This window comes from Gammaproteobacteria bacterium (assembly GCA_013816845.1).
Classification (GTDB): Bacteria; Pseudomonadota; Gammaproteobacteria; order DSM-16500; family DSM-16500; genus Aquicella.
The window spans coordinates 76,740-103,079 of record JACDDU010000001.1; the positions used below are offsets into that span (position 1 = coordinate 76,740).

At 40.6% G+C, this 26,340-nt stretch carries 22 protein-coding genes; 12 read left to right on the plus strand and 10 right to left on the minus strand.

What is annotated here, in order from left to right:
* Nucleotides 1-32: 32 nt before the first annotated feature.
* Nucleotides 33-1,214, minus strand: a complete 1,182-nt coding sequence (locus H0W64_00385) for a glycosyltransferase family 4 protein (GenBank protein MBA3660167.1) — start codon at nt 1,212-1,214, stop codon at nt 33-35.
* A gap of 201 nt (nt 1,215-1,415) precedes the next feature.
* Between H0W64_00385 and H0W64_00390 the strand changes: the two genes are divergently transcribed.
* The 4 genes from H0W64_00390 to H0W64_00405 are packed head-to-tail and all read left to right on the plus strand — an operon-like array spanning nt 1,416 to nt 4,753.
* Nucleotides 1,416-2,432: a GDP-mannose 4,6-dehydratase gene (locus tag H0W64_00390; protein MBA3660168.1), complete on the plus strand. Its 1,017-nt coding sequence runs from the start codon at nt 1,416-1,418 to the stop codon at nt 2,430-2,432.
* 10 nt (nt 2,433-2,442) lie between these two features.
* On the plus strand, nt 2,443-3,060 hold the full coding sequence (locus tag H0W64_00395; GenBank protein ID MBA3660169.1) for a D-sedoheptulose 7-phosphate isomerase: 618 nt from the start codon (nt 2,443-2,445) through the stop codon (nt 3,058-3,060).
* Entirely contained in the window at nt 3,060-3,758 is a 699-nt protein-coding gene (locus tag H0W64_00400) for an NTP transferase domain-containing protein (protein ID MBA3660170.1), read from the plus strand. The genes H0W64_00395 and H0W64_00400 overlap by 1 nt, the downstream gene beginning before the upstream one ends.
* 2 nt (nt 3,759-3,760) lie before the next feature.
* Nucleotides 3,761-4,753, plus strand: coding sequence for a glycosyltransferase (locus H0W64_00405; protein ID MBA3660171.1), 993 nt, complete (start codon nt 3,761-3,763; stop codon nt 4,751-4,753).
* A gap of 115 nt (nt 4,754-4,868) precedes the next feature.
* On the opposite strand, the gene H0W64_00410 is transcribed toward H0W64_00405, so the two are convergent.
* Nucleotides 4,869-5,804 (minus strand): GDP-L-fucose synthase, encoded by a 936-nt coding sequence (locus H0W64_00410; protein MBA3660172.1) that lies wholly within the window; start codon nt 5,802-5,804, stop codon nt 4,869-4,871.
* Between the two features lie 222 nt (nt 5,805-6,026).
* On the opposite strand from H0W64_00410, the gene H0W64_00415 reads away from it, so the two are divergent.
* The 8 genes from H0W64_00415 (at nt 6,027) to H0W64_00450 (ending at nt 16,923) form a co-directional block, all read left to right on the plus strand.
* The gene (locus H0W64_00415) at nt 6,027-6,989 is read left to right on the plus strand and encodes a thiamine pyrophosphate-dependent dehydrogenase E1 component subunit alpha (protein MBA3660173.1); all 963 of its coding nucleotides are present in this window, start codon (nt 6,027-6,029) and stop codon (nt 6,987-6,989) included.
* Complete coding sequence (locus tag H0W64_00420; protein ID MBA3660174.1) at nt 6,973-8,091, plus strand: alpha-ketoacid dehydrogenase subunit beta; 1,119 nt, start codon at nt 6,973-6,975, stop codon at nt 8,089-8,091. The genes H0W64_00415 and H0W64_00420 overlap by 17 nt, the downstream gene beginning before the upstream one ends.
* Before the next feature lie 216 nt (nt 8,092-8,307).
* On the plus strand, nt 8,308-11,988 hold the full coding sequence (metH, locus tag H0W64_00425; GenBank protein ID MBA3660175.1) for a methionine synthase: 3,681 nt from the start codon (nt 8,308-8,310) through the stop codon (nt 11,986-11,988).
* Nucleotides 11,989-12,002: 14 nt separating this feature from the next.
* A complete protein-coding gene (gene metF, locus H0W64_00430) occupies nt 12,003-12,896 on the plus strand; it encodes a methylenetetrahydrofolate reductase [NAD(P)H] (protein MBA3660176.1) in 894 nt (297 codons plus the stop codon).
* Nucleotides 12,897-13,025: 129 nt separating this feature from the next.
* A complete protein-coding gene (locus H0W64_00435; GenBank protein ID MBA3660177.1) occupies nt 13,026-14,252 on the plus strand; it encodes a hypothetical protein in 1,227 nt (408 codons plus the stop codon).
* Nucleotides 14,253-14,341: 89 nt separating this feature from the next.
* Nucleotides 14,342-15,130, plus strand: coding sequence for an NAD(P)-dependent oxidoreductase (locus tag H0W64_00440; GenBank protein ID MBA3660178.1), 789 nt, complete (start codon nt 14,342-14,344; stop codon nt 15,128-15,130).
* Entirely contained in the window at nt 15,111-15,875 is a 765-nt protein-coding gene (locus tag H0W64_00445; GenBank protein ID MBA3660179.1) for a phytanoyl-CoA dioxygenase family protein, read from the plus strand. The genes H0W64_00440 and H0W64_00445 overlap by 20 nt, the downstream gene beginning before the upstream one ends.
* The gene (locus H0W64_00450; GenBank protein ID MBA3660180.1) at nt 15,865-16,923 is read left to right on the plus strand and encodes an FkbM family methyltransferase; all 1,059 of its coding nucleotides are present in this window, start codon (nt 15,865-15,867) and stop codon (nt 16,921-16,923) included. Before H0W64_00445 ends, H0W64_00450 begins: the two co-directional genes overlap by 11 nt.
* A 62-nt stretch (nt 16,924-16,985) precedes the next feature.
* Here H0W64_00450 and H0W64_00455 read toward each other — a convergent pair whose 3' ends face one another.
* The 8 genes from H0W64_00455 to H0W64_00490 all read right to left on the minus strand — a co-directional run bounded on the left by H0W64_00455 (nt 16,986) and on the right by H0W64_00490 (nt 26,335).
* Nucleotides 16,986-17,921 carry a hypothetical protein gene (locus tag H0W64_00455; protein ID MBA3660181.1) on the minus strand — a complete coding sequence of 312 codons (936 nt, stop codon included), beginning with the start codon at nt 17,919-17,921 and terminating at the stop codon, nt 16,986-16,988.
* A 479-nt stretch (nt 17,922-18,400) separates the two neighbouring features.
* On the minus strand, nt 18,401-19,405 hold the full coding sequence (locus H0W64_00460) for an NAD-dependent epimerase/dehydratase family protein (protein MBA3660182.1): 1,005 nt from the start codon (nt 19,403-19,405) through the stop codon (nt 18,401-18,403).
* Nucleotides 19,406-19,426: 21 nt separating this feature from the next.
* Nucleotides 19,427-20,737 carry an adenosylhomocysteinase gene (locus tag H0W64_00465; GenBank protein ID MBA3660183.1) on the minus strand — a complete coding sequence of 437 codons (1,311 nt, stop codon included), beginning with the start codon at nt 20,735-20,737 and terminating at the stop codon, nt 19,427-19,429.
* Nucleotides 20,738-20,750: 13 nt separating this feature from the next.
* The gene (locus H0W64_00470; GenBank protein MBA3660184.1) at nt 20,751-21,935 is read right to left on the minus strand and encodes a methionine adenosyltransferase; all 1,185 of its coding nucleotides are present in this window, start codon (nt 21,933-21,935) and stop codon (nt 20,751-20,753) included.
* A gap of 159 nt (nt 21,936-22,094) precedes the next feature.
* Nucleotides 22,095-23,063, minus strand: a complete 969-nt coding sequence (locus H0W64_00475; protein MBA3660185.1) for an NAD-dependent epimerase/dehydratase family protein — start codon at nt 23,061-23,063, stop codon at nt 22,095-22,097.
* Nucleotides 23,060-24,376 carry an aminotransferase class I/II-fold pyridoxal phosphate-dependent enzyme gene (locus H0W64_00480; protein MBA3660186.1) on the minus strand — a complete coding sequence of 439 codons (1,317 nt, stop codon included), beginning with the start codon at nt 24,374-24,376 and terminating at the stop codon, nt 23,060-23,062. The genes H0W64_00475 and H0W64_00480 overlap by 4 nt, the downstream gene beginning before the upstream one ends.
* On the minus strand, nt 24,373-25,518 hold the full coding sequence (locus H0W64_00485) for a kinase (GenBank protein ID MBA3660187.1): 1,146 nt from the start codon (nt 25,516-25,518) through the stop codon (nt 24,373-24,375). Before H0W64_00485 ends, H0W64_00480 begins: the two co-directional genes overlap by 4 nt.
* A 64-nt stretch (nt 25,519-25,582) precedes the next feature.
* Nucleotides 25,583-26,335: an ABC transporter ATP-binding protein gene (locus tag H0W64_00490; GenBank protein ID MBA3660188.1), complete on the minus strand. Its 753-nt coding sequence runs from the start codon at nt 26,333-26,335 to the stop codon at nt 25,583-25,585.
* Nucleotides 26,336-26,340 lie beyond the last annotated feature (5 nt).

Sequence of the window (26,340 nt, forward strand, 5' to 3'; positions counted from 1 at the left end):
TTTGAGACGTAAAGTACGAGCGAATTAATCATTTAATGCGCAGCTATGTTTTGATAGTGTGTAATAATTTGCTGGATGGTTGTTTCATTATCAATGAGCTTTTGAATCTTTGCGTAACCTGCTAATCCAAAAGGCTTGATAGTTTCCGGATGATCAGCAAGCCAAATAATTTTTTTTGCGAGCGAACCCACTTCGCTTGGATCGAATATCAATCCGGTTACCCCCTCTTCAATTAACCAAGTCGGGGATCCGCGATTGGAGCCAATGACAGGACGGCCCTGTAACATACTATCCATCATGATTAATCCAAAAGCTTCCATCCATACACTGGGGAAAATAACCGCGCAAGCACGTTGGTAATAATCATTTAAACAAGGTTGCCAGCCAATTAAATGAATATTTTTTTGCATTTTTAAAGCGTGAATCAGTTTTTTTAATTTACCCTTACTCGCTCCTTCGCCCGCAATAGTTAATTTTAAAAACGGCCTTGATTGATAAGCTTGCGCAAACTCTTTAACTAATTGAAAAATCCCTTTGTGTGCACCTAATTGACCGGCAAAGAAAAAATGGTTGGGTTCAATTAAGTTAAATTGTGGGAGACCCAAATTTTTTTTAAACGGTGGAATATAATGAGGTTGGGAAAATTGATGATGTGTTAAATAAGTAACGAGTTCAGGAGAAGGTGCAAAACACAACTGGACAAACTTTTTTTGTAAATATTGCGTGAGCACATGAACACAGGTTTGGGCTAAGTAAATTATTCGATTAAATTTAACTTGATGTTGCCAAAAACAAGCCCTGCGCCAACCCGTCGCGCAAGGTCTTAAATCACGATGGATATTGTGTGCAGTTGGACAAACCGCACCATAGTCATGGATGGTTTGAATGACGCGATAATGTCGCAACGCTAAAAAAAGTGTGAAAGTATATTGCTTCACATTATGTAAATGGATGACATCGGGCTGCACAGCTTTAATGAATTGACGGATACGAAAATAAACCAGAGGATGAAAGACGATTTGCCATAAAAGGCGCTTTATGTTTGATTGGATTTTTTTGAGAATTAGTGTTGTTGGAGAATGACTGGGTTTCTCGCCAAATCCCAACGAGAAAATAGCTAAAGTTGGTTCAGCTTCAAGTCGTTTTTTAAGCTCAAAAAAATAATTTTCCGCGCCTCCTGCACTTAATGAATAATTATCCGTAATCAACAACACTTTCATACCATGCAGCAGCTATATTTGACTTTATTGAGCTTTAAGATACAGTAAGTCCCCATTGATCGCCATACGTCTAAAACGATTGAAATTTGTTTCCTGATACTCATATTAGCGGTTCTATTATCACGAGAGACGCACAGCGGCCTGCGTTGAGTATTTTTTAGGCGCTCAATTGAGTTCGTCTACTTAAGGAGTGTTATGACCAAACAATGTGCATTAATTACCGGTATTACAGGAATGGTCGGTTCACATTTAGCGGATTATCTGCTCGCTCATACGGATTGGGATATTGTGGGAATGTGCCGCTGGCGTAGCCCTTTAGATAATATTGCTCATCTTATTCCGCAAATAAATCGTCGTGAGCGTATTCGCCTTATATATGGAGATTTGCGTGATTCATCTTCAATTGATTACGTCATTAAAGATGCAAAGCCCGATTATGTTTTTCATCTTGCTGCACAAAGTTTTCCGCAAACCAGTTTTACCAGTCCGCTTGATACTTATGAAACTAATATTCAAGGCACATCGCGTGTCTTAGAGGCACTTCGTCATCATCGCCCTGATGCTGTTATCCATATTTGTGCATCGTCAGAAGTCTTTGGTCGCGTACCTAAAGAAAAATTGCCCATTCACGAAGATTGCACTTTTCATCCTGCTTCTCCTTATGCCATTTCAAAAGTTGGCACCGATTTAGTCGGGCGTTTTTATGCTGAAGCTTACCAAATGAAAGTTATGTCAACACGTATGTTTACTCATACAGGTCCGCGTCGCGGCGATGTTTTTGCTGAATCAACATTTGCAAAACAAATTGCTATGATTGAAAAAGATCTTATTCCACCGGTTGTCAAAGTTGGTAATTTGAATTCATTGCGTACTATTGCAGATGTGCGTGATGCAGTTCGTGCTTATCATCTATTAGTTACGCACAACCCTATTGGCGGGGAATTTTATAATATCGGCGGAACTTTTAGTTGTACCATTAGCGAAGTCTTAAATTATTTAATTGCAGCCTCACCCAAAAAAGATCACATTAAAATTGAAATAGATCCGGAACGTTTACGTCCCATTGATGCTGATTTGCAAGTCCCTGATACACGTAAGTTTGAAAAACACACAGGCTGGAAACCCGAAATTCCTTTTGAGCAAACCATGTTAGATTTGCTAGATTATTGGCGCGGGCGAATTAACCAATCAGCCTCATATTTAGTGCGGTAAGGAGAATCATATGGATCATTTTATTCAGGAAGAAATGCAAAAACTGACTTCATTATTATTACAAATGCAAAATGATGAACATTTAATAGCAATGATTCGTAGCATCGTCAACCGTTGCACGAAAGCATTACAGTCAGGCAACAAAATTTTATTTGCTGGCAATGGTGGTAGCGCTGCTGATGCGCAACATTTAGCCGCAGAATTAGTCAGCCGCCTGCGCTACAATCGACCCGGACTTGCAGCGATTGCATTAACAACGGATACCTCTTCATTAACTGCAATTGGAAATGATTATGGATTTGAAACTATTTTTTCTCGCCAAATTGAAGCTATCGGCCGAGCGGGAGATGTTTTTATTGGTATTTCAACATCTGGCAAATCGCCTAATATCCTGCGCGCACTTGATGTTGCCCGCGAAAGTAAACTAACCACCATTGGCTTTACGGGTGCGCAAACACCGCTGTTGCAATCACGCTGTGATTTAGTTTTGAATATTCCCTCGCGTGAAACGCAAAAGATTCAAGAGTGTCATATTATGTTTGGTCACATCATTTGCGCCATGATTGAAGATGCTATGTTTGGTGAAGCTTATGATCCGATGCGTAAAAAAGCGGAAGAAGTTGCATAATGCAGGCGATTATCTTAGCAGGTGGTTTCGGCACACGCTTGAAAACAGTTGTGTCTGATGTGCCTAAACCCATGGCACCCATTCAATCCAAACCTTTTTTGGCTTATTTGCTCGATTATTTGCACGCGATGGAGTTTAAGCAGATTGTCTTGTCAGTCCATCACATGAGTGAAGTGATTCAAGCATACTTTCAAAATAATTATCGGGGGATGACAATAACGTATGCCTTCGAAAACGAACCTTTAGGTACGGGTGGCGCCATCGTTCATGCACTTAAGTCTGTAAGACAAGATGAACCGACTTGGGTTTTAAACGGTGACACTTTTTTAGCGTTGGACTACAAAGCTATGTACCAACAACATCGCAACAGTCCATTGACACTTGCTTTACAAAAAGTTCAAGATGCGAGTCGGTACGGCAATGTGGCAACTCATGAAAATCAAATTATAGAATTTCAAGAAAAAGGTGCAGTCATGCCCGGTTTGATCAACGCCGGTGTGTATTTGTTACATCCTACACTTTTTACCGCTTTTTCTTTGCCGCCGATTTTTTCATTTGAACAAGATTTTTTACAACCTTTAATTACTTCGATAAAACCGCAAGCTTTTATCGTCAATCAATATTTTATTGATATTGGTATTCCTGAAGATTATCAACGCGCTCAGACTGAAGTGCCGCGTATTATCGAAAGTTATTAAGGATGTCAGTCACTAATTTACCCAAAATCTCGGTGATTATGCCGGTTTTAAACCGTGCTGATACCATTGAAAAAGCAATAAAAAGTGTTCTTCAACAAAACTACCCGTACCTTGAATTTATTATTTTAGATGGTGCCTCGACTGACGATACCCCGGCGATTATTAAACGCTACGAAGCTTCACTTGCTTATTGGCACAGTTTGCCTGATGGCAGCCCAACTGTGGCTGTAAATCAAGGGATTCAAATGGCTACGGGGGATTTAGTCGTATTGTTTATGGCCGATGATTGGTATGAACCCAATACGTTTGAATATATTGCCAAAGCTTACCTCGCCAACCCCCACGCTGATATGTTTACGTGTGCGGGCAGAATCGTCGAGCGACATCCGGATACCCACCACTATAAAGTAAAAATGATTTATGATTCACCCCGTCGGATGGCGCTTACCTGCAAAAATATTTGTTTTGATGTAACTTCAGCGATTTGTTGTCGTTTTATACGTCGAGATTTATTTAAGCGCACCGGGTTATTTCCATTATATGATCAATTCGGTAAACACATGTTTAGCAATGATAAAGCTATGTTAATTCAAGCTGTATTACATCAAGCACAAGATGTCTTTGTTCCCTACATTGGTCACAATTATTTAGCCCATGCGGATTCTTCAACGTTTGGTGGTAATCATAAAAACATTTTAAAACTTTGCTACGAACATATTGAACTTGCGCGTACGCTCCTAGCGGGTAAGCAACTTTCTTCTTCGCAACGTTACTTAATGCATTATTGGTATAATGATCAACTGACTCGTCTTGTTCTTTTCACTGCTCTCGATAGAGATTTCCGCACGTCGCGCCATTTGATCCGGCATGGATTTTCTCAATATCCTTTTTTTTGGCTCCCAGCGTTTTTATTTACGACAGTTAAGATTATAGGTAAGAGAGTAGGGCGAAAGGTGAGCACGGTCGTAAAGAAGAAAAGATGGTTACAGGCTTAAAAGCTTAAGATTGCTTCAAAGCTTACGCCAGTGTCAGTTGCGCTGCATTTGAGCCGTTACATCTATCGTTTAACCCGGGCGCGTGCGTAACCCGGGAAACCACTAGCTAGGACAACTAGGCAGTTAAACGTTGGACGCCAAAATGGTAGCGATACATTTGCGTTAAGCCTTCTAGAAGATCCGTGCGAGGCTGCCAGCCAAGGGTAAATAATGGTGATGAATCCAAACACTTCCGTGGTGCACCGTCTGGTTTGCTGGGATCGAGTTCAATTTCACCTTCAAATCCAACAATAGTAGCAATCGCTTTTGCCAATTCAAAAATCGCGATTTCTTGCATCGTACCAACATTAATCAATTCGTAAGAATCATATTCCTGCATCAGGAAAATGAGGGCGTCAGCTAAATCATCCACATAGATAAATTCGCGCAACGGTGTGCCTGACCCCCATAATGTAACTTGGGCAAGTTTGGCGGTTTTCGCATCATGAAATCTTTTCATGAGAGCGGGGATAACATGGGAGGCTTGCGGATCAAAATTATCTCCCACGCCATAAGCATTGGTCGGCATGGGCGTGATCACATTAAATTGATGTTCCCGTGCAAAAGATTGCGCCATTACAATACCGTTAATTTTCGCAGCGGCATAAGCAATATTAGTAGGCTCAATTTTACCATCTAAGAACGCAGTTTCCTTAATGGGTTGCTCTGCAAGTTTAGGGTAAGTGCAAGCAGAACCCGGTAGCATTAGCTTTTTAACCCCGCATTCGAAAGCAGAATGGATCACATTGCTTTGCATAAGCGTATTATCATAAATGAACTTAGCAGGAAAATGATGATTAGCATGGATGCCTCCCACAATCGCTGCTAAATGAAAAACATAATCAAACTTATTTTTTTCAAAATAGCTTAAAACTCGATTTTGATTACGTAAATCAAGTTCAGCGTGCGTTGGGGTAAAGAGATGATACGCAAGTGGTGTGAATGCCCTAACGAGCGCGCTTCCCACCATACCCGATGCGCCTGTAATTAAAATTTTAGAATTCGGTTGCATCATACTCAATCGTTTTCCTCATCTAGGAGTTATTATTTTTTTATTTAAAATGACCAGTCTGGACAGCTATCAACATACTATCATTTACCCGCCTTAAACTTGCGTGTTGCGATGGTATCACTAATGTGAGCGATGGTCTCACACATGTTGCAAAAAACGTGGTGCTTGATATTACCGCTTTTTTTTAATAGATTGCCAGAATCAAAAATTAGGAAAGCATTTATGCATACGCCCGAATTGGTAGCGCGTCTTTATAAAAAAATGACGCTTATTAGACGCTTGGAGTTACGTATAGCTGAAATCTATCACACGGATGCAGTTAAAAGTCCTGTGCATTTATCAGTGGGTCAAGAATCAATTGCCGTCGGAGTTTGTGATCCGCTAGAACGCGATGACATTGTTTCCAATACGTATCGTTGTCATGCCACTTACCTTGCTAAGGGGGGTGATTTAAAAGAAATGATGGCAGAGTTGTATGGAAAAAAGACAGGCTGTGCAGGTGGAAAAGCAGGTTCCATGCATTTAGTTGATATGAAGCAGGGCATCCTAGGCGCATCTGCCGTTGTCGGTACCACCATTCCTGTCGCGACAGGATATGCGCTTGCTCTGCAAATGAAAGCTAAACAAACAGGTAAAACCTCAGTTGTTGTGTCCTTGTTTGGCGACGGTGGAACCGAGGAAGGGTGTTTTACTGAATCGATTAACTTTGCCGCACTTCATCAATTACCCATTATCTATGTTTGTGAGAATAATCGTCTCGCGATTCATACACCTTTGGAAAAACGCTGGGCCACAGAAAAGTTATGTCAACGGGTAGAAACCTATGGTATCAAAACAGTACAAATTCTTGATGCTGATGTTTTCAAAATTCGCGAAACCATTACGAAAGCATTAGCTGATATTCGTCAAGGCCATGGACCTATCTTTCTTGAGTGCGCAACTTACCGCTGGTTAGAACATGTTGGTCCGCGTGATGATCATACCGATTCTTATCGAGACCCAGCGGTTTATCAACAATGGATTGATAACGATCAAATTAAGCGCTTAGGTCAATTATTAGATGAATCGGTTCGTATGCGTTTAGATGAAGAAGTTACGCTCGAAATTCAAGCTGCAGAAACTTTCGCAGAACAGAGTCCTTATCCCTTGGCAGAGGAATTGTATACCCATGTCTACGCTAGCTAATTCAAAAAATGCATTGATAACCGAAACTAACCAACAAAATGCAGCGGAAGGGGTTCGACTGATTCGTTATGTCGATGCATTACGTGAAGCCTTTGAACAAGAAATGGAACGCGATGAACGCGTTTTTATATTTGGTTTGGATGTGGATGATCACAAAGGTATTCAAGGATCGACACTCGGATTGCAAGAAAAATTTGGCAAAGATCGGGTATTTGGTACACCGCTGTCCGAAGATGCTATGACGGGTGTTGCAATCGGTGCTGCCATGGCTGGACTTCGTCCTATTCATGTTCATATTCGTATGGATTTTATGCTGCTCTGTATGAATCAATTAGTGAACATGGCTGCCAAAGCCCATTACATGTATAACGGGCAAGTCAGCGTTCCTTTAGTTGTAAGGACAATGATTGGGCGTTCTTGGGGTCAAGGTGGTCAACATTCGCAAGCTTTACATTCCTTGTTTATGCACATTCCTGGTTTAAAAGTTGTTGCACCTTCAAATGCCAACGATGCAAAAGGTTGTATGATTGCAGCGATTCGCGATAACAATCCGGTTATTTTTATTGAACATCGTTTACTCTACGCTGTAGATGGCTACGTTCCATATCAATCTTTTGAACAACCTTTAGGAAAAGCACGGGTGATGCAAGAGGGTGATGACATTACCATCATCGCTATTTCTCATATGGTCATGGAAGCGCTACGCGCGAAAAAACATCTTGAAACCGTAGGAATTACTGCCGAAATTATTGATCCGATTACGCTGTGGCCGCTCGACATGGATACCATTATGCAATCCGTTGCTAAAACTGGCAAACTCTTGATCGTTGATAATGCTTGGTTGCCTTGCGGTGCGAGTAGCGAAATCATGACCAAAGTATATGAACACTGTATGGAGCATAATCTTTCAATCCCCCGTATGGCGCGCATGGGTTTTGCCTTTACGACTTGCCCAACGACTAAACCGCTCGAAAATGCATTTTACCCAGATAGTAAAACCATTGCGACGCGTGCTCATGCACTTGTTAAACAATCCGCAGAAGCCTGGGAAATTCAGGGGAATGCAGAAACTGAAATTGATGCTTTTCGAGGTCCTTTCTAACCTTTCTATTCTTAAGATTATTGAGTTTCAAATCAATGGAACTCAATAATCTTTATCCGCTTTAAATAATGCTAATATTTTCTACAGCGTTTTCTTATTGTTAGTAATCCTTTATATTCCTATTCACAGATGCTATTTGCAATTCAATGTGTAGAGATTTAGCAGGGATTATAAGTAGGGATAACTGAAACAGTCAGTTCGACGCAGGGAATTAGTATGGTGAATGAATATCAAAAATTAAACACTTATTTGTCTGAAGCCTTACAGAGGCGTATTTTGATCCTCGATGGTGGAATGGGTACGATGATTCAACAGCATCGACTTGATGAAGCTGATTATCGTGGTACACGTTTTCAAGAATACGATCATCCCCTCAAAGGTAATAACGATCTGTTAAGCTTAACGCAGCCCGATATTATCAAGGCTATTCATTTAGCTTATCTTGAAGCAGGCAGTGATTTAATTGAAACGAATAGTTTCAATTCAACGGCAATTGCACTTGCTGATTATCATATGAGTGAACTTGCTTATGAGCTGAACTTTGCTTCTGCTCAACTAGCGCGCCTTGCTACCGATGAAATGACCCGATTAACCCCAGAAAAACCTCGCTTTGTGGTGGGGATTTTAGGCCCCACTAACCGAACCGCTTCTTTGTCGCCCGATGTGAACGATCCCGGTTTTCGCAATGTGAAATTCGATGAATTAGTGGCTTCATATGTTACAGCCATTAGTGGACTAGTGGATGGCGGTTCCCACCTTCTTATGATTGAAACTATATTTGATACACTCAATAGCAAAGCGGCTATTTTTGCGGTTGAACACTACTTTGCAAAGCATGCATGCCGCTTGCCTGTCATGATTTCGGGTACGATTACGGATGCAAGTGGAAGGACACTTTCCGGGCAAACTACTGAAGCATTCTGGTATGCTGTTCGCCATGCTAATCCTTTTAGTATTGGTTTAAATTGTGCTCTCGGTCCCGCAGCACTACGTCCTTACGTTCAAACCTTATCCAAAATTGCTGATACGTTTGTAAGTTTGCATCCGAATGCAGGGTTACCAAATGCATTTGGCGAATACGACGAAACACCCGAGCAAATGGCGACAACCATAGCGGAATTTACTGAAGCTGGTTTTATTAATATTGTTGGGGGATGTTGCGGCACCACACCAGAACATATTAAAGCCATTGCGGCAGCCGTTGCGCCAATGCCGGTTCGCAAAATTCCAACGATTCCCAAAGCATGTCGATTAAGTGGACTTGAACCTTTAATCATTGATGATCAATCTCTTTTTGTGAATGTCGGTGAGCGAACGAATGTCACGGGCTCAAGTCGATTTGCAGATCTCATTCGTAGCGATAATTATGCACAAGCGTTAGAAGTTGCTTTAGATCAAGTTCAAAATGGCGCACAAATTATTGACATCAACATGGATGAAGGCATGTTAGATGCAGAAAGTGCGATGGTCCGTTTTTTAAATTTAATTGCTGCTGAGCCTGATATTTCCCGCGTTCCTATCATGATAGATTCATCAAAATGGTCGGTGATTGAAGCTGGGTTAAAATGCATTCAAGGTAAAGGCATTATCAATTCAATTAGTTTAAAAGATGGCGAACCTGCCTTTATTGAAAAAGCCCAATTAGCAAAAAATTATGGTGCAGCGATTGTTGTCATGGCATTCGATGAAGACGGCCAAGCTGACACGGAGGATCGCAAAGTTGAAATTTGTCGTCGTTCCTATCAGGTCCTTACTGAAAAAGTAAAGTTTCCAGCAGAAGATATCATTTTTGATCCTAATATTTTTGCAATTGCAACCGGTATTGCTGAGCATAATCGTTATGGGCTCGATTTCATTAAGGCGCTCAAACGCATTAAAGCAGAACTCCCTTATGCTTTAATTAGCGGTGGGGTCAGTAACATTTCATTCTCATTCCGGGGCAATAATCCCTTACGTGAAGCGATTCATGCTGTCTTTTTGTTTTATGCGATCCAAGCTGGCATGGATATGGGTATTGTCAATGCTGGGAGTTTAGCGATTTATGAAGATATACCGAAAGATTTATTAATTTTAATTGAAAATGTTTTATTTAATCGTAGTGATGAAGCAACTGAGCAATTACTCGATGCTGCTACTAATATTAAAAGCCAAGGTAAAACAAAAAAAGATGATTTAGCGTGGCGCAGCTTACCTATAGGCGAGCGGTTAACACACGCCCTCGTTAGTGGCATCAATCAATTCATTATTGAAGATACGGAAGAAGCACGATTGACTTTAAATGACCCGCTGCAGGTCATTGAAGGACCGCTCATGGATGGTATGAATATTGTGGGCGATTTATTTGCTGAAGGTAAAATGTTTTTACCGCAAGTGGTCAAAAGTGCCCGCGTTATGAAGCAAGCTGTTGCCCATCTCGAACCTTTTCTTGCTGCTAATCAAGTGACTGCAAAACCTAAAGGTAAAATTATTTTAGCGACCGTTAAAGGCGATGTGCATGATATTGGAAAAAATATTGTCGGCGTTGTTTTGCGTTGTAATAGTTATGAAATTATTGATTTAGGCGTCATGACACCTTGTGCCAAAATTTTGCAAGCAGCACGCGATGAAGGCGCAAATATTATTGGTTTAAGTGGTTTGATCACCCCTTCACTTGAAGAAATGACAGATGTGGCTAAAGAAATGGAACGGGAAAAATTTACGATTCCTTTGCTAATTGGGGGTGCTACAACCTCGCGAGCCCATACCGCGTTAAAAATTGAACCGCATTATTCTGGGCCGACGATTCATGTAGTCGATGCTTCACGCGCAGTTGGTGTGGCTAGTAATTTATTGGGTGAAAACCATGATCAATTTGTACAACAAACCCGGAAAGATTATATTAAATTACGCGAATTACATAAAAATAAAAGCTCACTGAATCGCATGATTACGCTTGAAGAGGCGCGCCTGAATAAAGTTAAAATTGATTGGAAAAATCATCAAATTCATCGCCCGAAATTTTTAGGCATTCAAGCTTTTCAAAATTATCCGCTTACTAATCTGGTTCCCTTTATAGATTGGACGCCTTTTTTTCATACTTGGGAATTGAGTGCAAGCTATCCAAAAATTTTTACTGACGAAGTAGTCGGTGAAAGTGCCAAGAGTCTTTATAATGATGCACAACGCATGCTGAAAACGATTGTTGCTGAAAATTGGATTACGGCCAATGCTGTCATAGGCTTTTTTCCTGCAAATAGTATCGGTGATGATATTGAAATTTATACGGATGAATCTCGAACTGAGGTGTTAAATCGATTTTGTATGTTACGTCAACAGACCCGCAAAGCGACTGGCAAATTCAATCATTGTTTAGCAGATTTTGTTGCGCCTAAAGCTTTAGGACACTGCGATTATGTGGGTGCTTTTGCCGTAACAGCAGGGTTAGGAATCGAGAAATATCTAGCTGAATTTGAGAAAAATCATGATGATTACAATTCCATTATGTTAAAAGCATTAGCTGATCGGTTAGCAGAAGGATTTGCTGAATATATGCATCGCCGGGTGCGTAAAGAGTTTTGGGGTTATGCGCATGATGAAAAGCTAACGAATGACCAACTCATTGCTGAAGAATATCGCGGTATACGACCCGCCCCAGGATATCCCGCCTGCCCTGATCACACCGAAAAACCAGCTTTATTTTCACTTTTATCAGCTCCCGAGCAAGCCAACATTATTCTCACGGAAAATTTTGCCATGCTGCCAGCTTCTTCGGTTAGTGGGTTTTACTTTGCGCATCCTGAGTCGACTTATTTTGGGATTGGAAAAATTGCAGAAGATCAAGTGGTTGATTATGCCAATCGTAAGCAAATGGACCTGTCACTCATAAAAAGATGGCTTGCGCCAAATTTGCATGATTAATAAATAGGGAAATTATGAAAATTATACAATCACACCTTAGTTTTGAATTTTTTCCACCTAAAACCATAGAGGGTACGCAAAATTTACAACTCGCAGCTTTGGAACTTTCGCATTATCGACCGCACTTTTTTTCAGTGACTTACGGTGCTGGTGGTTCAACGCGGATGGGAACACTTGATGCGATTGATATGCTAAAGCGAGAAACCTTAATTCCTGTTGCACCGCATTTGACTTGTATTGGCACACAAGCTGAAACAGTGGATGAATTACTTATTCATTATAAACAAAGGGGTATTAAGCGTATAGTTGCTTTAAGAGGGGATTTGCCCGATGCGGGATTGGGTGACAGTGATTTTCGCTATGCCAGCGATTTAGTTCATTATATCCGTCAACGCACTGGGGATCATTTTTATATTGAAGTTGCAGCGTATCCCGAAATCCATCCGCAAGCAGGCAATGCAGCGGAGGATGTTTTGAATTTAAAAAGAAAGCAAGATGCGGGGGCCAATAGTGCCATTACACAATATTTTTACAATGCAGATGCTTATTTTTATTTCTTAGATGAATGTACCAAGCAGGGTGTGACCCTTCCTATTATTCCCGGCATTATGCCCATTGTTAATTATGAACGATTAGCACAATTTTCAGCTGCTTGTGGCGCTGAAATTCCACGTTATTTATGCAAGTGGTTAGAATCTTATAGTGAAAAAACTTTAGGAACGCATGGTTTTGCCTCTGAAGTTGTTTATCATTTGTGTCAAAAGCTGCTACGCGGGGGAGCGCCCGGTTTACATTTCTATACGCTGAACAAAGCAGAAGCGACGTGTGAAGTATTAGCAATGCTTGGCTACAAACCGCGTCTTCAACCGATGCCGCGGATAGCAGGCTTAGCATCTGAAATCATTTAGCAATCCTTTGCGGCACAAGCTACAATTGGGCTAATTTGCCCATGAATTTATAAGAGATGACATGAAATGGATAGTATGGATCCAGCCCAGAGAACTAATGAACAGTTGCTTATTTCAAAGGATAACTCGATGGAAAATGCGGATTTTGTTAATCCGAAACTTTTAAGCATCATCAGTGCTTCAAATCGTCCCCATAACATGGGCGCTTTTTTGGAAAATTTACAAGCGACCGTTGTCGATCCTTCCGCTATTGAAGTGTTAGTTAAAATTGATGAGGGTGATGATCAAATGCGTCTTTTGCTAGACGAGGCGATCGCAAAATATGAGTTTGAAATACGCTATATTCAAACAGCAAAGTTAGATGGGTACTACACTTTACATTTAGGTTATCAAGAATTATTTGAGCTTTCCGATCCGCATACTTATTTTATTTTGCCCATCAATGAAGAAGTTCGTTTTATGACGCACGGGTGGGATCAGATTTTAAGACGATATATTAAACTTTATCCAGACGATGTTTTTCGTTTAAAAATTTCCAAATTAAAGTATAGAAATTATCTGAGCTATCATGATTGTGGTCCATGTCCAGAAAATTATCCTATCTTAACACGTAAGTGGATGGAGCTTGCAGAAGGAATAGGCGATTGCTGGGGTCCTGATGGTTGGCATCAATTTATTGATCATCACTTAAGTGTAACCCCTGGCCTTAATAATATTCCTGGAATTTTTCGCAGCATCCCAATTTTAGACATACAACTTACTGGGGAAGAAGCAGGGCGAGAATTATCCAAAGCTCAAGAGCGCTATCGCGCAGACCGTGTTTGGAAAGAATGGTGGCGTATGTATAGCCCCACTGTGCAACAACGTCTGCGACGTATAGCGATGAAAATGTATTGTTATATTTGGGCCAAGAATGAAAATTTAGCAGACTTTGAGATTGTGGAAAATAAAAAGAAATGCATTTTTTATATTAAACAACGCAACCATTCCGTAAAAAGTTTTCATTATTTTCTTTCGCCTAACTACATTCGCTATAAAAACTTTTCTTATCTAGTTAAAAAAGCCAGACAAAATTCCGTGGGATTTACTAAAACCTTTATTTTTCATGGACAATATCCGCGTCATTTTTTACTCAAATTTGCCGATATTTCTCTACGTATCGCAACGGTCATGTGTGCGTTTGCGATCAGTATTTTTACGTTGGGTTTTGAATCTGCTCCAAAAAGTATGACAACCAGAATGATAGAGCGATTTAAAAATTTAATGTATAAGATCGTTAAGAAAAGTATGGGTGAACGGGCCGCCAATAGTATAAAGAGAGTGTATAAAAAATTGGGCAAAGGCTCGGCGTATTAGAGGGGTTGTGTCTTTAATCCTAGCAATGGCAGTGGATTGACAAGGAAAGTTCGGGGCCAAAACCCTCATTAACAATTGTAGAAGGTGTTATGAATTATTTAGTTTCCGGATGTCAAAGTGGTTTAGGGAAATTTTTATGTCATGAGCTGATGGCTACGGGCATAAGTCGAACAACGGATTTGGGGGCTTTAGCGAGCGAAGTTAATGCGCCTTATGATGCGATTATTCATTGTGCTTTTAACTCGAAAATCAACATTGCAGCGAGTGATTTGGCGCAATACATGCGTGATAATATTTTGTTAACGCAGCAATTGCTTACTATTCCGCATCAAAAATTTATTTTTATCTCAACCGTGGATGTCTATCCACCTAATGTAACGCCGTTCGCTGAAGATGAAGATTTTTTTATTGATGACATTAAAAATATTTATGGTTTATCGAAACTGATGTCAGAAACGCTGGTGCAAAGTAGTACGCCTGATTATTTAATTCTTCGTGCGACAGCCATGCTTGGTTTAGACGCACGAAAAAACAGCTTAATGAAAATGATATTTGATGCAACGCCTACTTTGTCGCTCGCTCCCACTTCACGTTTTCACTATATTTTGCATGAAGATGTTTTAGCCTTTATTCGCGTTGCTTTGGCTAAAGATTTACAGGGTAAATTTAATCTTGCCTCCAGTCAGCCTGTCATCCTGAGCGAAGTAAGTCATTTTCTCCAAAAAAAGATTGAATTTGGTTCGTTTCATTATGAAGTAGGTGAAGTGAATAATACAAAAGTGCAACATTATTGCCAGGTATTCCAAAATACTTCCCTCGATAATATTCGTCGATTTATTAATTTGTTGAGGCCTCACTATGACCGACAAGTTAGCTAACGTTTCTTTTTTTTCTAATGAAGAGCAAGCAGTCGCTGCCTTTCATGCGACAGGTTTGCATGCGGAATTTGATTTTTTTACACCGCATGAGTGCAATATGTTTATTGAAGCAAGCCACACTTTACAAAATGCGAAAAATGGCGAATTTCGACCAACGCTTAATCCGCATACGGAAAGTGAAGTTTTTTTACAAGCCATGCGTGATAAAAAATTAATTACAATTATTGAAAAACTCCTCGGTGGCAAAGCGAGCGGCTTACAAACCCAGTACTTTTTTGGCTTACCCGGCACCCAAGGTTTTTCTATTCATCAAGATAATTTTTTTGTGGAAGCTCAACCTGCGGATTATTTTATTTCAACGTGGCTTGCACTGGCCGATGTTGATTTAGGAAATGGTACGATTTACGCTTTTCCCGGTGCGCATAAAGAAGGTTTGTTGCCGGTTAAAAAACTCGAAGGTGGTGCTAAAATGGGTCAGGACAGTAATGCTCATAACGAAGTTTGCTTGGTTCCTGATCGCTATGCGCGCTTAGATATTTGTGTTCCGCAAGGCACCTTGGTTTTTCTGCATTCTTTAACTCCACATGGATCTTATGATAATCACTCGAATCGAACACGTCCTGTTATGCTTAATAATTATATTCGTCAGGGCACACCGTTTCGCAGTGGCCGAAGTGCGAAACGTAAAGAAATTCCTTTAGAGGGACCTATTGTTACTTCGGAGATGCATGCCCATGTCAGCTAATGCCTTCAATCGCTTGAGCCAAAATCCATTATTCCAACAAACGTCTGTTTACCAAACATTCTTAGCTAATCCTTTGGGCTTTATTGACGTGGGTGCACGTGGAGGCGCGCATAGTTTAGTTGAACCGATTGCGGCGATCACTGCTGTACTTGGTTTTGAGCCAGACTTACCCGAGTATGAGCGAATGTTAAATGATGCATCGCTTGCGGCCTCATGGGCGAAGTTTACCTTAGAACCCTTAGCACTCGCTGATTGTGAAGGCGATGCGCAACTCCATCTCTTATCAGCTGCGACTAACCATTCTTTACGACGGCCCAATGGTGGCTTTACATCACGCTATAACATGGTGAAGTGGCAAGAAGTTGGCACTTGGGATTTAAAAACGACCCGCCTCGATGATGTGTTATTTGGTAAACGTCAAACTGAAACGTATTGGGGAGAAATGATTAAACTTGATACGCAAGGGACGGAATTTGAAATATTACAGGGGAGTTTACAAACGCTCTCGGAACGCACAGTCGCAATTGTTACCGAAGTTGCATTTTGTGAGTTATATCAGGGACAAAAACTGTTTTCAGAAATTGAAATGCTGCTTCGCGAGAAGCAATTTAGTTTTTATGGATTTCACACCACGCATACCCGTTCTCTGAAGCAGTTAGACAAAACTAAACAAGTCGGCATTGAAAGAGCGATGTATGCCGATGCTGTTTTTTTTAAAGATCCGCTGCCAGGAAGTTTTTGCGGAGCGGCACTACCCACCCGAAGCTTACATGTATTATTTACTGCAGCTCTATTACTTGAGTACTATGACTTTGCCCTCGAACTAGCGACAAAAACCTTCGCAACGAATCAACCGGAAGAAATTGCGGTGATTAAGCAACTCATTTACGATTTAGCCCATTACGCGCCTGACCAAACCGTTACTGAGGTGATTAAATTAATGGAAGCCATTAACAAAAATCCTGCGCATGCAAACCTGTACGCAGGTAAATTTGTGGATCGAAAACGATTATATTTTGATTACGATGATGTTTTAAAAGTTGAGTAGGTGACTTATTAAGAAAAAAACCCAATATCAAAATGACTGATATTGGGTTTTCAATTTCCTGATTAATTAATTTGCTTAGAACGATTATTTGCTGAATTACCAAGACCATTTGAAACTTGCTTCAACGTCCTGCTCGCTGCAAAGAATGTGAGAGTAAATAGAGCATTAGTTAGAAAGTTTTTACTGTATTTTCTCCCAACCCTCTCTTTTTGGGGTAAATCTGAATCTTTATCACTAATTTTATCTTCATCGATACCGTTCGCTTTATTAAAACTTCCTTTATGTTCTGAATGATTGTTGCCCTTGGGGGGTGAAGGGGCAATGACAATATCATGGTCTTGATGGCTTGTAAGAAGTGGACTATTGTCGGAATCAACATCTAAAAAGGCTTGCACATTGCTTCTTGTCTTCTTAATTAAAGATGACTTCTCCTTGTTGAGAAGAGATTGTGCAGAAGGTGACAAATGGGCTGGTAGAGCTTCATTGTCACTAGAATTTGTATCTGTATCATAGGTAGAAAAACTGCTTTGGTTACTAGGCTTATAGTCAGAAGACGGACTGAATTGAGCATTAGCATAATCGTTGCTATAAAGATTGTGTGGATATATTGCCAAACTCACTCGCACTCTAGCATGGTTTACCGGCGTGGGCGCCTCACTACTACTGCTACCTGTGCTAAGGACACTATGACTACTATTAGTTCGATGCAAAGGTGTGATCAAGGCATTATTATTATCGGGACTATTTAAACGATTAATCACTTTCAATATTTCTTGAATATGATCTGATGTCTTTTTGGAATTTAACAATTTTTTTATGTTTTCAAAAATGATGGTTTTTTCTTTTTCAGTCGCATCCTCTAAATATTCTCTTATCTCTGCGAGAATAGTTTTATCTGTAGGATCTATGTTATTGATAGCCTTAGATACTTTTATATGCATGCCTTCAAGTGATTTACCTTGTAATTTCAAATGAAAGAAAAGGGTCTTAATGCTCATAGCGGCTCTCGTTTTAGATAAGTTATTTAATTTATTCGCTATGATAACTGATAAATATTAAGGCTAAATTAAGCGCACATTAGATTTAATGGCTCTAAAAATAACAATCTTCCCTTATCATTTCATACTCAAATTAAGTTTTTCTTAAACTCTTTGCTTCCCGTTATTTATTCAGAGAATTCGACTCTATTTTTTTAATAGCTACGGTCTTTGGGAGAATGTTGTCTTATTTTGGCTGGCATTACGACTATTGAATTAATATCACGTGTACCTTTTAGCTTGATGGGGTAAGAAAGTTGAATTCTTTCAGCTCAGCTGTATCAACCAACAATCTGCCCACGTTGGTGCCAAGACATGTCTATTCAAGGAGGAACGCTTGTCAGATTTAATGTTAAGAGTACTTTAAGCTGGAAGTGACTGAGTCAAAAATTGGTTTGGTACAAAAACAGATAAACCAAACCAATTTTTGAAATAGAATGCTACAAAACAGACGTCGCTAATGCGGCCTCAGTAAAGGCATTATAACGATTAGAACCATGGTCTTGATTGGCCAAATACCATTGAATGGTTTCTACAATGCCTTCTTCAATCCTAATTTCAGGGGAAAAACCATAACTATTGGCGCGTTGCATATCCATCAAGCGTTTAGCGTCGCCTTTAGGTTTAGTAGTATCCCAAACAATTTCAACGGGACCGCCAGGGACTTCGGCTGCAACAATTTCTGCGATTTGTTTAATGGTGACGCCGGTACCACTGCCTAAATTAATAGGTTCGTTTATGCCTTTTTCAATGGCCAACATCATGCCACGGGCCACATCGCGTGCGTGTATAAAGTCTCGGATTGGAGAGCCATCGCCCCATACGGTGAGAGGGCTTTCGCCATCCAGGGCGCGCTTGATAAGGGAGGGGATAACCATGGCATTATTGGGATCAAAATTATCATAAGGGCCATAGACATTAGCGGGGCGGACAATCGCAATTTTGTCCCAACCATACTCAATGGCATAAGCTTGGGCTTGAAGTTCACCCATTCTTTTAGCCCAACCTGCAAAACGATCGTTTGGTGAAGGAAACGTTTTCCATACGTCATCTTCATAAAAAATATCAGCGGGTGCATAGACACCCACTGAACTCGTAAATAAGAATCGTTCGACCTGATTTCGCCGTGCTGCTTCCATCATATTGATACTAAAACTAATGGTGGGAACAAAAAAACTAGCGGGGCGTTTTGCTGTCATGGCAGGAGAGCCTTTCACACCCGCTAGTTGGAAAACAATTTCCTGGTTTTTACAGACGTCTAAACAATTACTCAATTCACGCAAATCGGCACGTTTAAAAGTAACACCTTCTGGCGCTCGCTTCGGGTCATCTAATGAAACGACCGTTACATTCGCCCCGGCTTGTACCAATTTCTCAACTAACGGGCGGCCAATTAAACCGCTGCCACCCGTAACTAAGACATTTTTATTTTTATAAAATGACATACTTATCCTTAATAGATGAAACTAATAGCGATAGTAATCTGGTTTATACGGACCTTTCTTGTCAATATTGAGATACTTTGCTTGCGCATCCGTTAACTGCGTTAATTTGGCATCGAGTTTATCTAAATGTAATCTAGCCACCATTTCATCCAATTGTTTTGGTAAAATATAAACGCCAAGTGGATAGTTATCATGGTTTTGCCACAGTTCCATTTGCGCTAAAACTTGGTTAGTAAACGAAGTCGACATAACAAAACTAGGGTGACCGGTAGCACAACCGAGGTTCACTAAGCGCCCTTCAGCAAGCACAATGATACGACGGCCATTGGGCAAAATGACATGGTCAACTTGCGGTTTAATATTTTCCCAAGGGTATTGACGCAAAGATGCGATATCAATTTCTGAATCAAAGTGCCCAATATTACAAATAATGGCTTCATTCTTCATTTGCATGATGTGATCGTGGGTAATGACACTCATATTGCCAGTGGCTGTCACAAAAATGTTAGCCAGTGGCGCGGCTTCTTCAAGCGTTACGACTCGGTAACCTTCCATGGCGGCTTGTAATGCACAGATTGGATCAATTTCTGTAATCATGACCGTAGCACCCAGCGCGCGGAGTGATTGTGCACAACCTTTACCGACATCACCATAACCGCAAACGATCACGACTTTGCCAGCAATCATGACATCAGTTGCACGTTTAATGCCATCAACTAAGGATTCACGGCAGCCATATAAATTATCAAACTTAGATTTGGTCACTGAATCATTGACATTCATGGCAGGCGCTTTCAATACACCTTGTTTTTGCATTTCATATAAACGATGCACACCCGTGGTAGTTTCTTCTGAAATACCTTTGATATTTTTAATAAGGTCAGGATATTCATCATGCATGATTACGGTTAAATCACCGCCATCATCTAAAATCATATTGGGTTGCCAATCGGGGTTACCAGCAATAGTTTGCTTTACACACCACCAATATTCTTCTTCTGTTTCACCTTTCCATGCAAATACGGGCACGCCGGCTTCAGCCATAGCTGCTGCTGCATGATCTTGTGTCGAAAAAATATTACATGAAGACCAGCGAACGGTTGCGCCAAGATCAATGAGTGTTTCGATCAGCACAGCTGTTTGAATAGTCATATGTAAACAGCCAGCAATGCGTGCACCTTTTAAGGGAAACTTTCCTTTATACATCGCACGTAGAGCCATTAAGCCTGGCATTTCAGTTTCGGCAATTTCAATTTCTTTCCTGCCCCACGCCGCTAACGAAATGTCAGCAACTTTGTAATCATTTTCCATATTGGAATTCCTTGCTTGCATCATTGTCATCCTTTTAGTTATTGGCGGCTTCTTGTAAAGGTAACTTAGCAGCTGAACGTAATAGTGCGGCTTTATCGGTTTTTTCCCAACTGACATTTAAGTCATCGCGACCAAAGTGACCATAGGTTGCGGTATTGCGATAGATAGGTTTAATCAAATCAAGCATCTTAATCAAACCATAAGGTCGTAAATCAAAATGATCGCGAATGAGTTGGATAATGGCTTCATCGTCAATCCGGCCAGTACCAAAAGTTTCGACATGAATCGAAATAGGCTTCGCCATACCGATCGCATAAGAAAGCTGAATTTCACATCGATCCGCAATGCCTGATGCAACAATATTTTTTGCGACATAACGACAAGCGTAAGCAGCGGAGCGATCAACTTTAGAAGGATCTTTTCCTGAAAAACAACCGCCACCATGGCGCGACATTCCGCCATAAGTATCAACAATAATTTTTCTACCGGTTAAGCCACAATCACCTAAAGGGCCACCGATTACGAATCGGCCCGTTGGGTTAACATAAAATTTAGTATCGTTGGTTAACCATTCTTCTGGCAAAGTCGGTCTAATTAAATCTTCAATCACAGCATCGACTAAATCTTGATGGGCAATGTCTGGGTGATGTTGTGTGGATAGCACGATTGCATCAATACTGGCAGGTTTATTATTGACATACCGGAAAGTAACTTGGCTTTTTGCATCCGGACGTAACCAGGACAAAATACCTTTTTTTCTTAACTCAGCCTGGCGTTGCATTAAACGATGGGCATAAAAAATTGGAGCGGGCATGTAAGAAGCTGTTTCATTCGTCGCATAACCAAACATAATCCCTTGATCACCGGCACCTTGTTCTTCAAGGCTAATACGATCTACACCCTGAGCGATATCTTGGGATTGCTTACCAATCGCAGAAAGAATGGCGCAGGATTCCCAGTCAAATCCCATTTCTGAGCTGTTATAGCCAATATCTCGAATAACATTGCGAGCAATTTGTTCGACATCAACCCAAGCAGAAGTAGTAATTTCGCCGCCGATCATGACCATGCCGGTTTTAACAAAGGTTTCGCATGCAACACGGGCAGATAAATCTTGTTCTAAAATCGCATCTAATACAGCATCAGAAATTTGATCGGCGATTTTATCAGGATGACCTTCTGATACCGATTCTGATGTAAAAAGGTAATTTGTTTGCATTGCCAAAACGCTCCTAAATTTTTCGATTAAACGAGGATTGTTGTCTTGAGGGGTGAGACGTCAGGTCAATTTTAAGCTTTAGCTTAAAATTTCTCACGTCTCTTTAATCAAGGCAACAACGCTTGAGTAAGAATGATTGAAAAATTGAACCGGGGTTCTTCAAGCGACTTTTTGAATTTTCTCGCCTACATTTTTCTGCCACCATTCTATCGTTTTTTGGATCCCTGTGTCCAAATCCGTTTGCACCTCCCAACCAAGCTCTGTTTTTGCCAATTGGCAATCCAAAAACAAGCTTGTTTTGATGGTAGGCTGCGTTAAATCATGTTCAATTTGCAAATTTTTCCCTGAAAAATCAACAATCTTTTGAACTAAGTGTTTAATGGATATGGCTTGACCATAACCGCAGTTATATAGACGATAAGGCTCAGGTTGGTTTTTAATCGCCTTTTCAACAAAATGAACAAGGTCATCGACATATAATAAGTCGCGCTCTTCATCGCCCGTGCCCCAAACCACAACCTTTTCTTTGGCTGATAAAACCTTGGTTATCGTTGCGCCAAAGACATGACTACGTTCAAGATCAAATTTGTCATGTGGACCATAAATATTGGAATGACGAATGGCAGTAAATTTTATATTAGAGATAGAGGCGTAAAACTCACACATTTTCTCGATATAAAGTTTCGTATTGCCCACCCCAAAGTAACGGGGGTGAAGCGGGATGCGCGCATCGAAATCTTCTTCTTTCAACGCTTTATCAGAACTGGTGTACATGACGGTACAACTAAAAAAGACGACATGTTTGAGTTGATGCTCATGCGCTGCTCGGAATAAATAAGAATTCATCACAGCATTATCAGTTACATGGATAAAAGGGCGGGTCACAATGTCTTTTGAACCTGATGTTGTTGCGGCAGCTTGGATCAGCACATCCATACCTTGAATCAAGCGATCAATCTGTTCAGGATCTCGTAAGTCGGCTTGATGCCATGTGACATTGGCGCAAGTATACTCGGGTCGTTTATAACGGACGGCATGCACTTCTAAATCATCGCGCTGACTTAATTGGCAGGTAAGATTGCGGCCAATAAATCCAGTCGCACCACAAATTAATACTTTCGTTTTCATACCGCTTTTCCTTGAAGAAGATTGGATTTATTCAGGCAATTTGCCATAAACGCATGAATCGTTTCCAAGATATAATCGCAAGCTTGTCTATCAACAGCATGGTGACAAGCAAAAGTGAAACCCCGACGCATGATCGTGTCGGCTGCTTCTAAATCTCCGCTTATACGATGCGGATACATCTTAAGCGCTGGATGTCTTGCCATGTTTCCCGCAATGATAGGACGTGTATCGATATGGTGCGCTTGTAAATAAGCGGTAATCTCTTTAACGGTAAAAGGAGCATTTTCTTTAATCACGATGGGAAAGCCAAACCAAACATGTTTGGCTTTCGGTGTTTCCTGTTGAAAATGAAAATAATCTGCGTATTGGCTCAGATTTTTAATTAAGTAATGGGCTGCTTGACGTCGTTGATCATTAAATCCATCCAGTTTAGGTAATTGAATTTGTCCCATAGCAGCATTGAGTTCAGTGGGACGTAAGTTATAACCTAAATTGATAAAAATAAAGCGGGGGTCAATGTCGGGATACATATTGACATATTTTTGATGTTCAACAGCTTCCCTTGACCAACCATGTGCGCGTAAAATTCGCATCGTTTCAGAGAAATTAAAGTCGTTAGTTACGGCAATGCCACCTTCAAGCGTTGTAATTTGATGGGCAAAGAAAAAACTGTAAGTGCCAACCAAGCCAAACGTTCCAACATGACGGCCGTCGTACAGGGCGCCCATGGCTTCGCAACAATCTTCAATCACAAATAAGTTATGTTTTTTAGCGAGTGCCAAAATGCCATCCATGTTGCAAGGATTACCATACACATGGACTAATTTGATAGCGCGTGTTTTGGGACCAATAGCTTTTTCCAATTTTTCCAAATCAAGATTGAAATCATTTAAGTCACAATCAACAAAAACCGGTACCAAACCACATTGAATAACGGGCCAAACAGTTGTGGACCAAGATAGTGCTGGAACAATGACTTCATCACCAGGCTTTAAATGATCCTGGGTTACCGGATTGCTAAGTGCTGCTACCGCTAATAAATTATTGGATGAGCCAGAATTAGTCATTACGCCATATTGACCATTGACGTACTCAGCATACTGCGCTTCGAAAGCTTTTACTTTCTTACCCATCGTGGTGTAAGTGGAAAGTAATGTTTCCAATGCGGCAAAAATTTCTTCACTACCAAATGTAGGCTCTTGAAGATGAACAGCTGGTTCTGCAGGATTAAACCGAAAATCAAAATTGGCATCACAATAATCCTCAATATTCTTTTTTAAGGATTGCAGAAGCATGGCATTATTTTGCATCATTTTTCTCCACTCAATTTTAAATTTTTATCTACAATAGAAGGTTCATCCACCGCGAGCAAGCGAGTTAATCGCTTGCGTTGTAAAGGATGGACTTCTTCTAAATGCTGATTACGCAAATGAAAATAATCGCGCCTTGTAGCATCCATCTGGCTAGATTGGTAATTGTCATAAAAAATAATTTGGGAACCACTTGATTCGAATTCAAAAGGTACCAATAAAAGATTCTTTAAGGCTTCGCAAACTTGGGGTTTGTCTTCAGGTTTAACAAAGAACAGCATGAAGCCCCCGCCGCCTGCACCTAATAATTTTCCACCAATAGCCCCTGCCTGACGCGCTTTATCATAAATTTCGTCAATGAAAGCGGGTGCAATCTTAGAGCTAATTTGTCTTTTTAACATCCAAGTCTGATGCAACAACTCACCAAAAGCTGTAATGTCGGTGTCAGTAGACAGGATTTTTTCTGCTTGATCGACCAGATCACGCATTTGATGAAGTTCATGCGATTTACTTGGAATGGCTTGAATTTTATCACCCGCAATATCGGAAGCAGTTCGTGAAATACCTGTAAAAAATAACAGTAAATGCTCATGCAATGCTTGCAAACGATTATTGGGAAGCACTAAAGGCATGACTTCAAAATGCCCATTGGGTTCAATGATTAATTTGTTTAAGCCCCCATAAGCGGTAGCGATTTGATCTTGCACACCTACATTTTCTTTTAAAATATCACGTTCAATATGTATCGCTTCGCAAGCCAGTTCGCGTTTGCTTGAAATCATGCCGCGTAAGGCATACATCGCGTGAAGTAAACCTACAGTGAAAGCCGAACTTGAGCCAAGCCCTGACCGTGCTGGTAAATCGCCTTGGTGTAAAACTTCGACGCCGTGTTTAAATTGTAAGTATTCAAGCACTGCTCGAACGGCAGGATGTTGAATGTCCGCTTCATCACTAACTTCTTCAATTTTCGACCAAACAATACGTGATTTATGTTTGAAGAAAGGGGGTAAGGTGCGGCATTGTAAATAACAGTAACGATTAATAGTGGTAGAAAGAACACAGGCGCCATGAGTTTGATACCATGAGTGATAATCCAATCCCCCGCCAAAAAAAGAAATCCGATAGGGGGTACGACTTATAATCATCCTTAAAAACTCCTTAACTATCATGTTATGTCAATCATTCGACATATTTAAAATACAGCTAAACTTACCGTCTTTTTCGGTTATGATACTGTGTTAATGCTTCATCAACGGCGCCAAAATATTTTACGCGGCCGCTTTCAAGTAACAAAGCTTTGTTACAAAATTCTTTGATAAGTGTGTCTGAATGTGTTGCAATAACGACGATGTTGGATTCTTTTAATAAAGAAATCATTTTCTTTCGCGCAATTTCCATAAAGCTTGCATCACCTGCCCCAAAAATTTCATCAATAAGTAAAATGTCGGGCTCGATGCTTGTTGAAATGGCAAAGGCAAGACGTACCATCATGCCGGATGAATACGTGCGAACAGGCATGGATAAATAATCTCCTAAACCTGTGAGTTCTGCGATAGCAGCCATTTGCTCTCTAATTTTTTTGCGCGGAATGCCTAAGATGGTGCCACGTATCAAGATATTTTCATAACCGCTGAATTCTTGTTCTATGCCGCTCATCAAATCAAGCATGGGAGAAACTTGACCATCAATTTTAATGCGACCCGAAGTTGGCTCATAAATGTTGGCCAGCAAACGAAGTAGCGTACTCTTACCTGATCCATTGTGACCGATTAAACCGACGCGATCGCCTTGTCTAAGCGTAAGATCAACATCTGAAAGAGATCGCACGACAAAATGTTCATTAGCATCCTTGGAAACATTGCCCCCGGTTGCTAAGCGTAAAAAGTTTTTTTTAAATGAACGCGCATTAACTTGAAAGACAGGGAATGCAACACTCACTTGATCTAAGTCAATACGTGCCATCTGTT

What these genes read in the sequence shown, in the direction of transcription:
- H0W64_00390 (MBA3660168.1), top strand. Translation starts at nt 1,416, where the DNA reads ATGACCAAACAATGTGCATTAATTACCGGTATTACAGGAATGGTCGGT.
- H0W64_00395 (MBA3660169.1), top strand. Translation starts at nt 2,443, where the DNA reads ATGGATCATTTTATTCAGGAAGAAATGCAAAAACTGACTTCATTATTA.
- H0W64_00400 (MBA3660170.1), top strand. Translation starts at nt 3,060, where the DNA reads ATGCAGGCGATTATCTTAGCAGGTGGTTTCGGCACACGCTTGAAAACA.
- H0W64_00405 (MBA3660171.1), top strand. Translation starts at nt 3,761, where the DNA reads ATGTCAGTCACTAATTTACCCAAAATCTCGGTGATTATGCCGGTTTTA.
- H0W64_00410 (MBA3660172.1), bottom strand. Translation starts at nt 5,804, where the DNA reads ATGCAACCGAATTCTAAAATTTTAATTACAGGCGCATCGGGTATGGTG.
- H0W64_00415 (MBA3660173.1), top strand. Translation starts at nt 6,027, where the DNA reads ATGCATACGCCCGAATTGGTAGCGCGTCTTTATAAAAAAATGACGCTT.
- H0W64_00420 (MBA3660174.1), top strand. Translation starts at nt 6,973, where the DNA reads ATGTCTACGCTAGCTAATTCAAAAAATGCATTGATAACCGAAACTAAC.
- metH (MBA3660175.1), top strand. Translation starts at nt 8,308, where the DNA reads ATGGTGAATGAATATCAAAAATTAAACACTTATTTGTCTGAAGCCTTA.
- metF (MBA3660176.1), top strand. Translation starts at nt 12,003, where the DNA reads ATGAAAATTATACAATCACACCTTAGTTTTGAATTTTTTCCACCTAAA.
- H0W64_00435 (MBA3660177.1), top strand. Translation starts at nt 13,026, where the DNA reads ATGGAAAATGCGGATTTTGTTAATCCGAAACTTTTAAGCATCATCAGT.
- H0W64_00440 (MBA3660178.1), top strand. Translation starts at nt 14,342, where the DNA reads ATGAATTATTTAGTTTCCGGATGTCAAAGTGGTTTAGGGAAATTTTTA.
- H0W64_00445 (MBA3660179.1), top strand. Translation starts at nt 15,111, where the DNA reads ATGACCGACAAGTTAGCTAACGTTTCTTTTTTTTCTAATGAAGAGCAA.
- H0W64_00450 (MBA3660180.1), top strand. Translation starts at nt 15,865, where the DNA reads ATGTCAGCTAATGCCTTCAATCGCTTGAGCCAAAATCCATTATTCCAA.
- H0W64_00455 (MBA3660181.1), bottom strand. Translation starts at nt 17,921, where the DNA reads ATGAGCATTAAGACCCTTTTCTTTCATTTGAAATTACAAGGTAAATCA.
- H0W64_00460 (MBA3660182.1), bottom strand. Translation starts at nt 19,405, where the DNA reads ATGTCATTTTATAAAAATAAAAATGTCTTAGTTACGGGTGGCAGCGGT.
- H0W64_00465 (MBA3660183.1), bottom strand. Translation starts at nt 20,737, where the DNA reads ATGCAAGCAAGGAATTCCAATATGGAAAATGATTACAAAGTTGCTGAC.
- H0W64_00470 (MBA3660184.1), bottom strand. Translation starts at nt 21,935, where the DNA reads ATGCAAACAAATTACCTTTTTACATCAGAATCGGTATCAGAAGGTCAT.
- H0W64_00475 (MBA3660185.1), bottom strand. Translation starts at nt 23,063, where the DNA reads ATGAAAACGAAAGTATTAATTTGTGGTGCGACTGGATTTATTGGCCGC.
- H0W64_00480 (MBA3660186.1), bottom strand. Translation starts at nt 24,376, where the DNA reads ATGATGCAAAATAATGCCATGCTTCTGCAATCCTTAAAAAAGAATATT.
- H0W64_00485 (MBA3660187.1), bottom strand. Translation starts at nt 25,518, where the DNA reads ATGATTATAAGTCGTACCCCCTATCGGATTTCTTTTTTTGGCGGGGGA.
- H0W64_00490 (MBA3660188.1), bottom strand. Translation starts at nt 26,335, where the DNA reads ATGGCACGTATTGACTTAGATCAAGTGAGTGTTGCATTCCCTGTCTTT.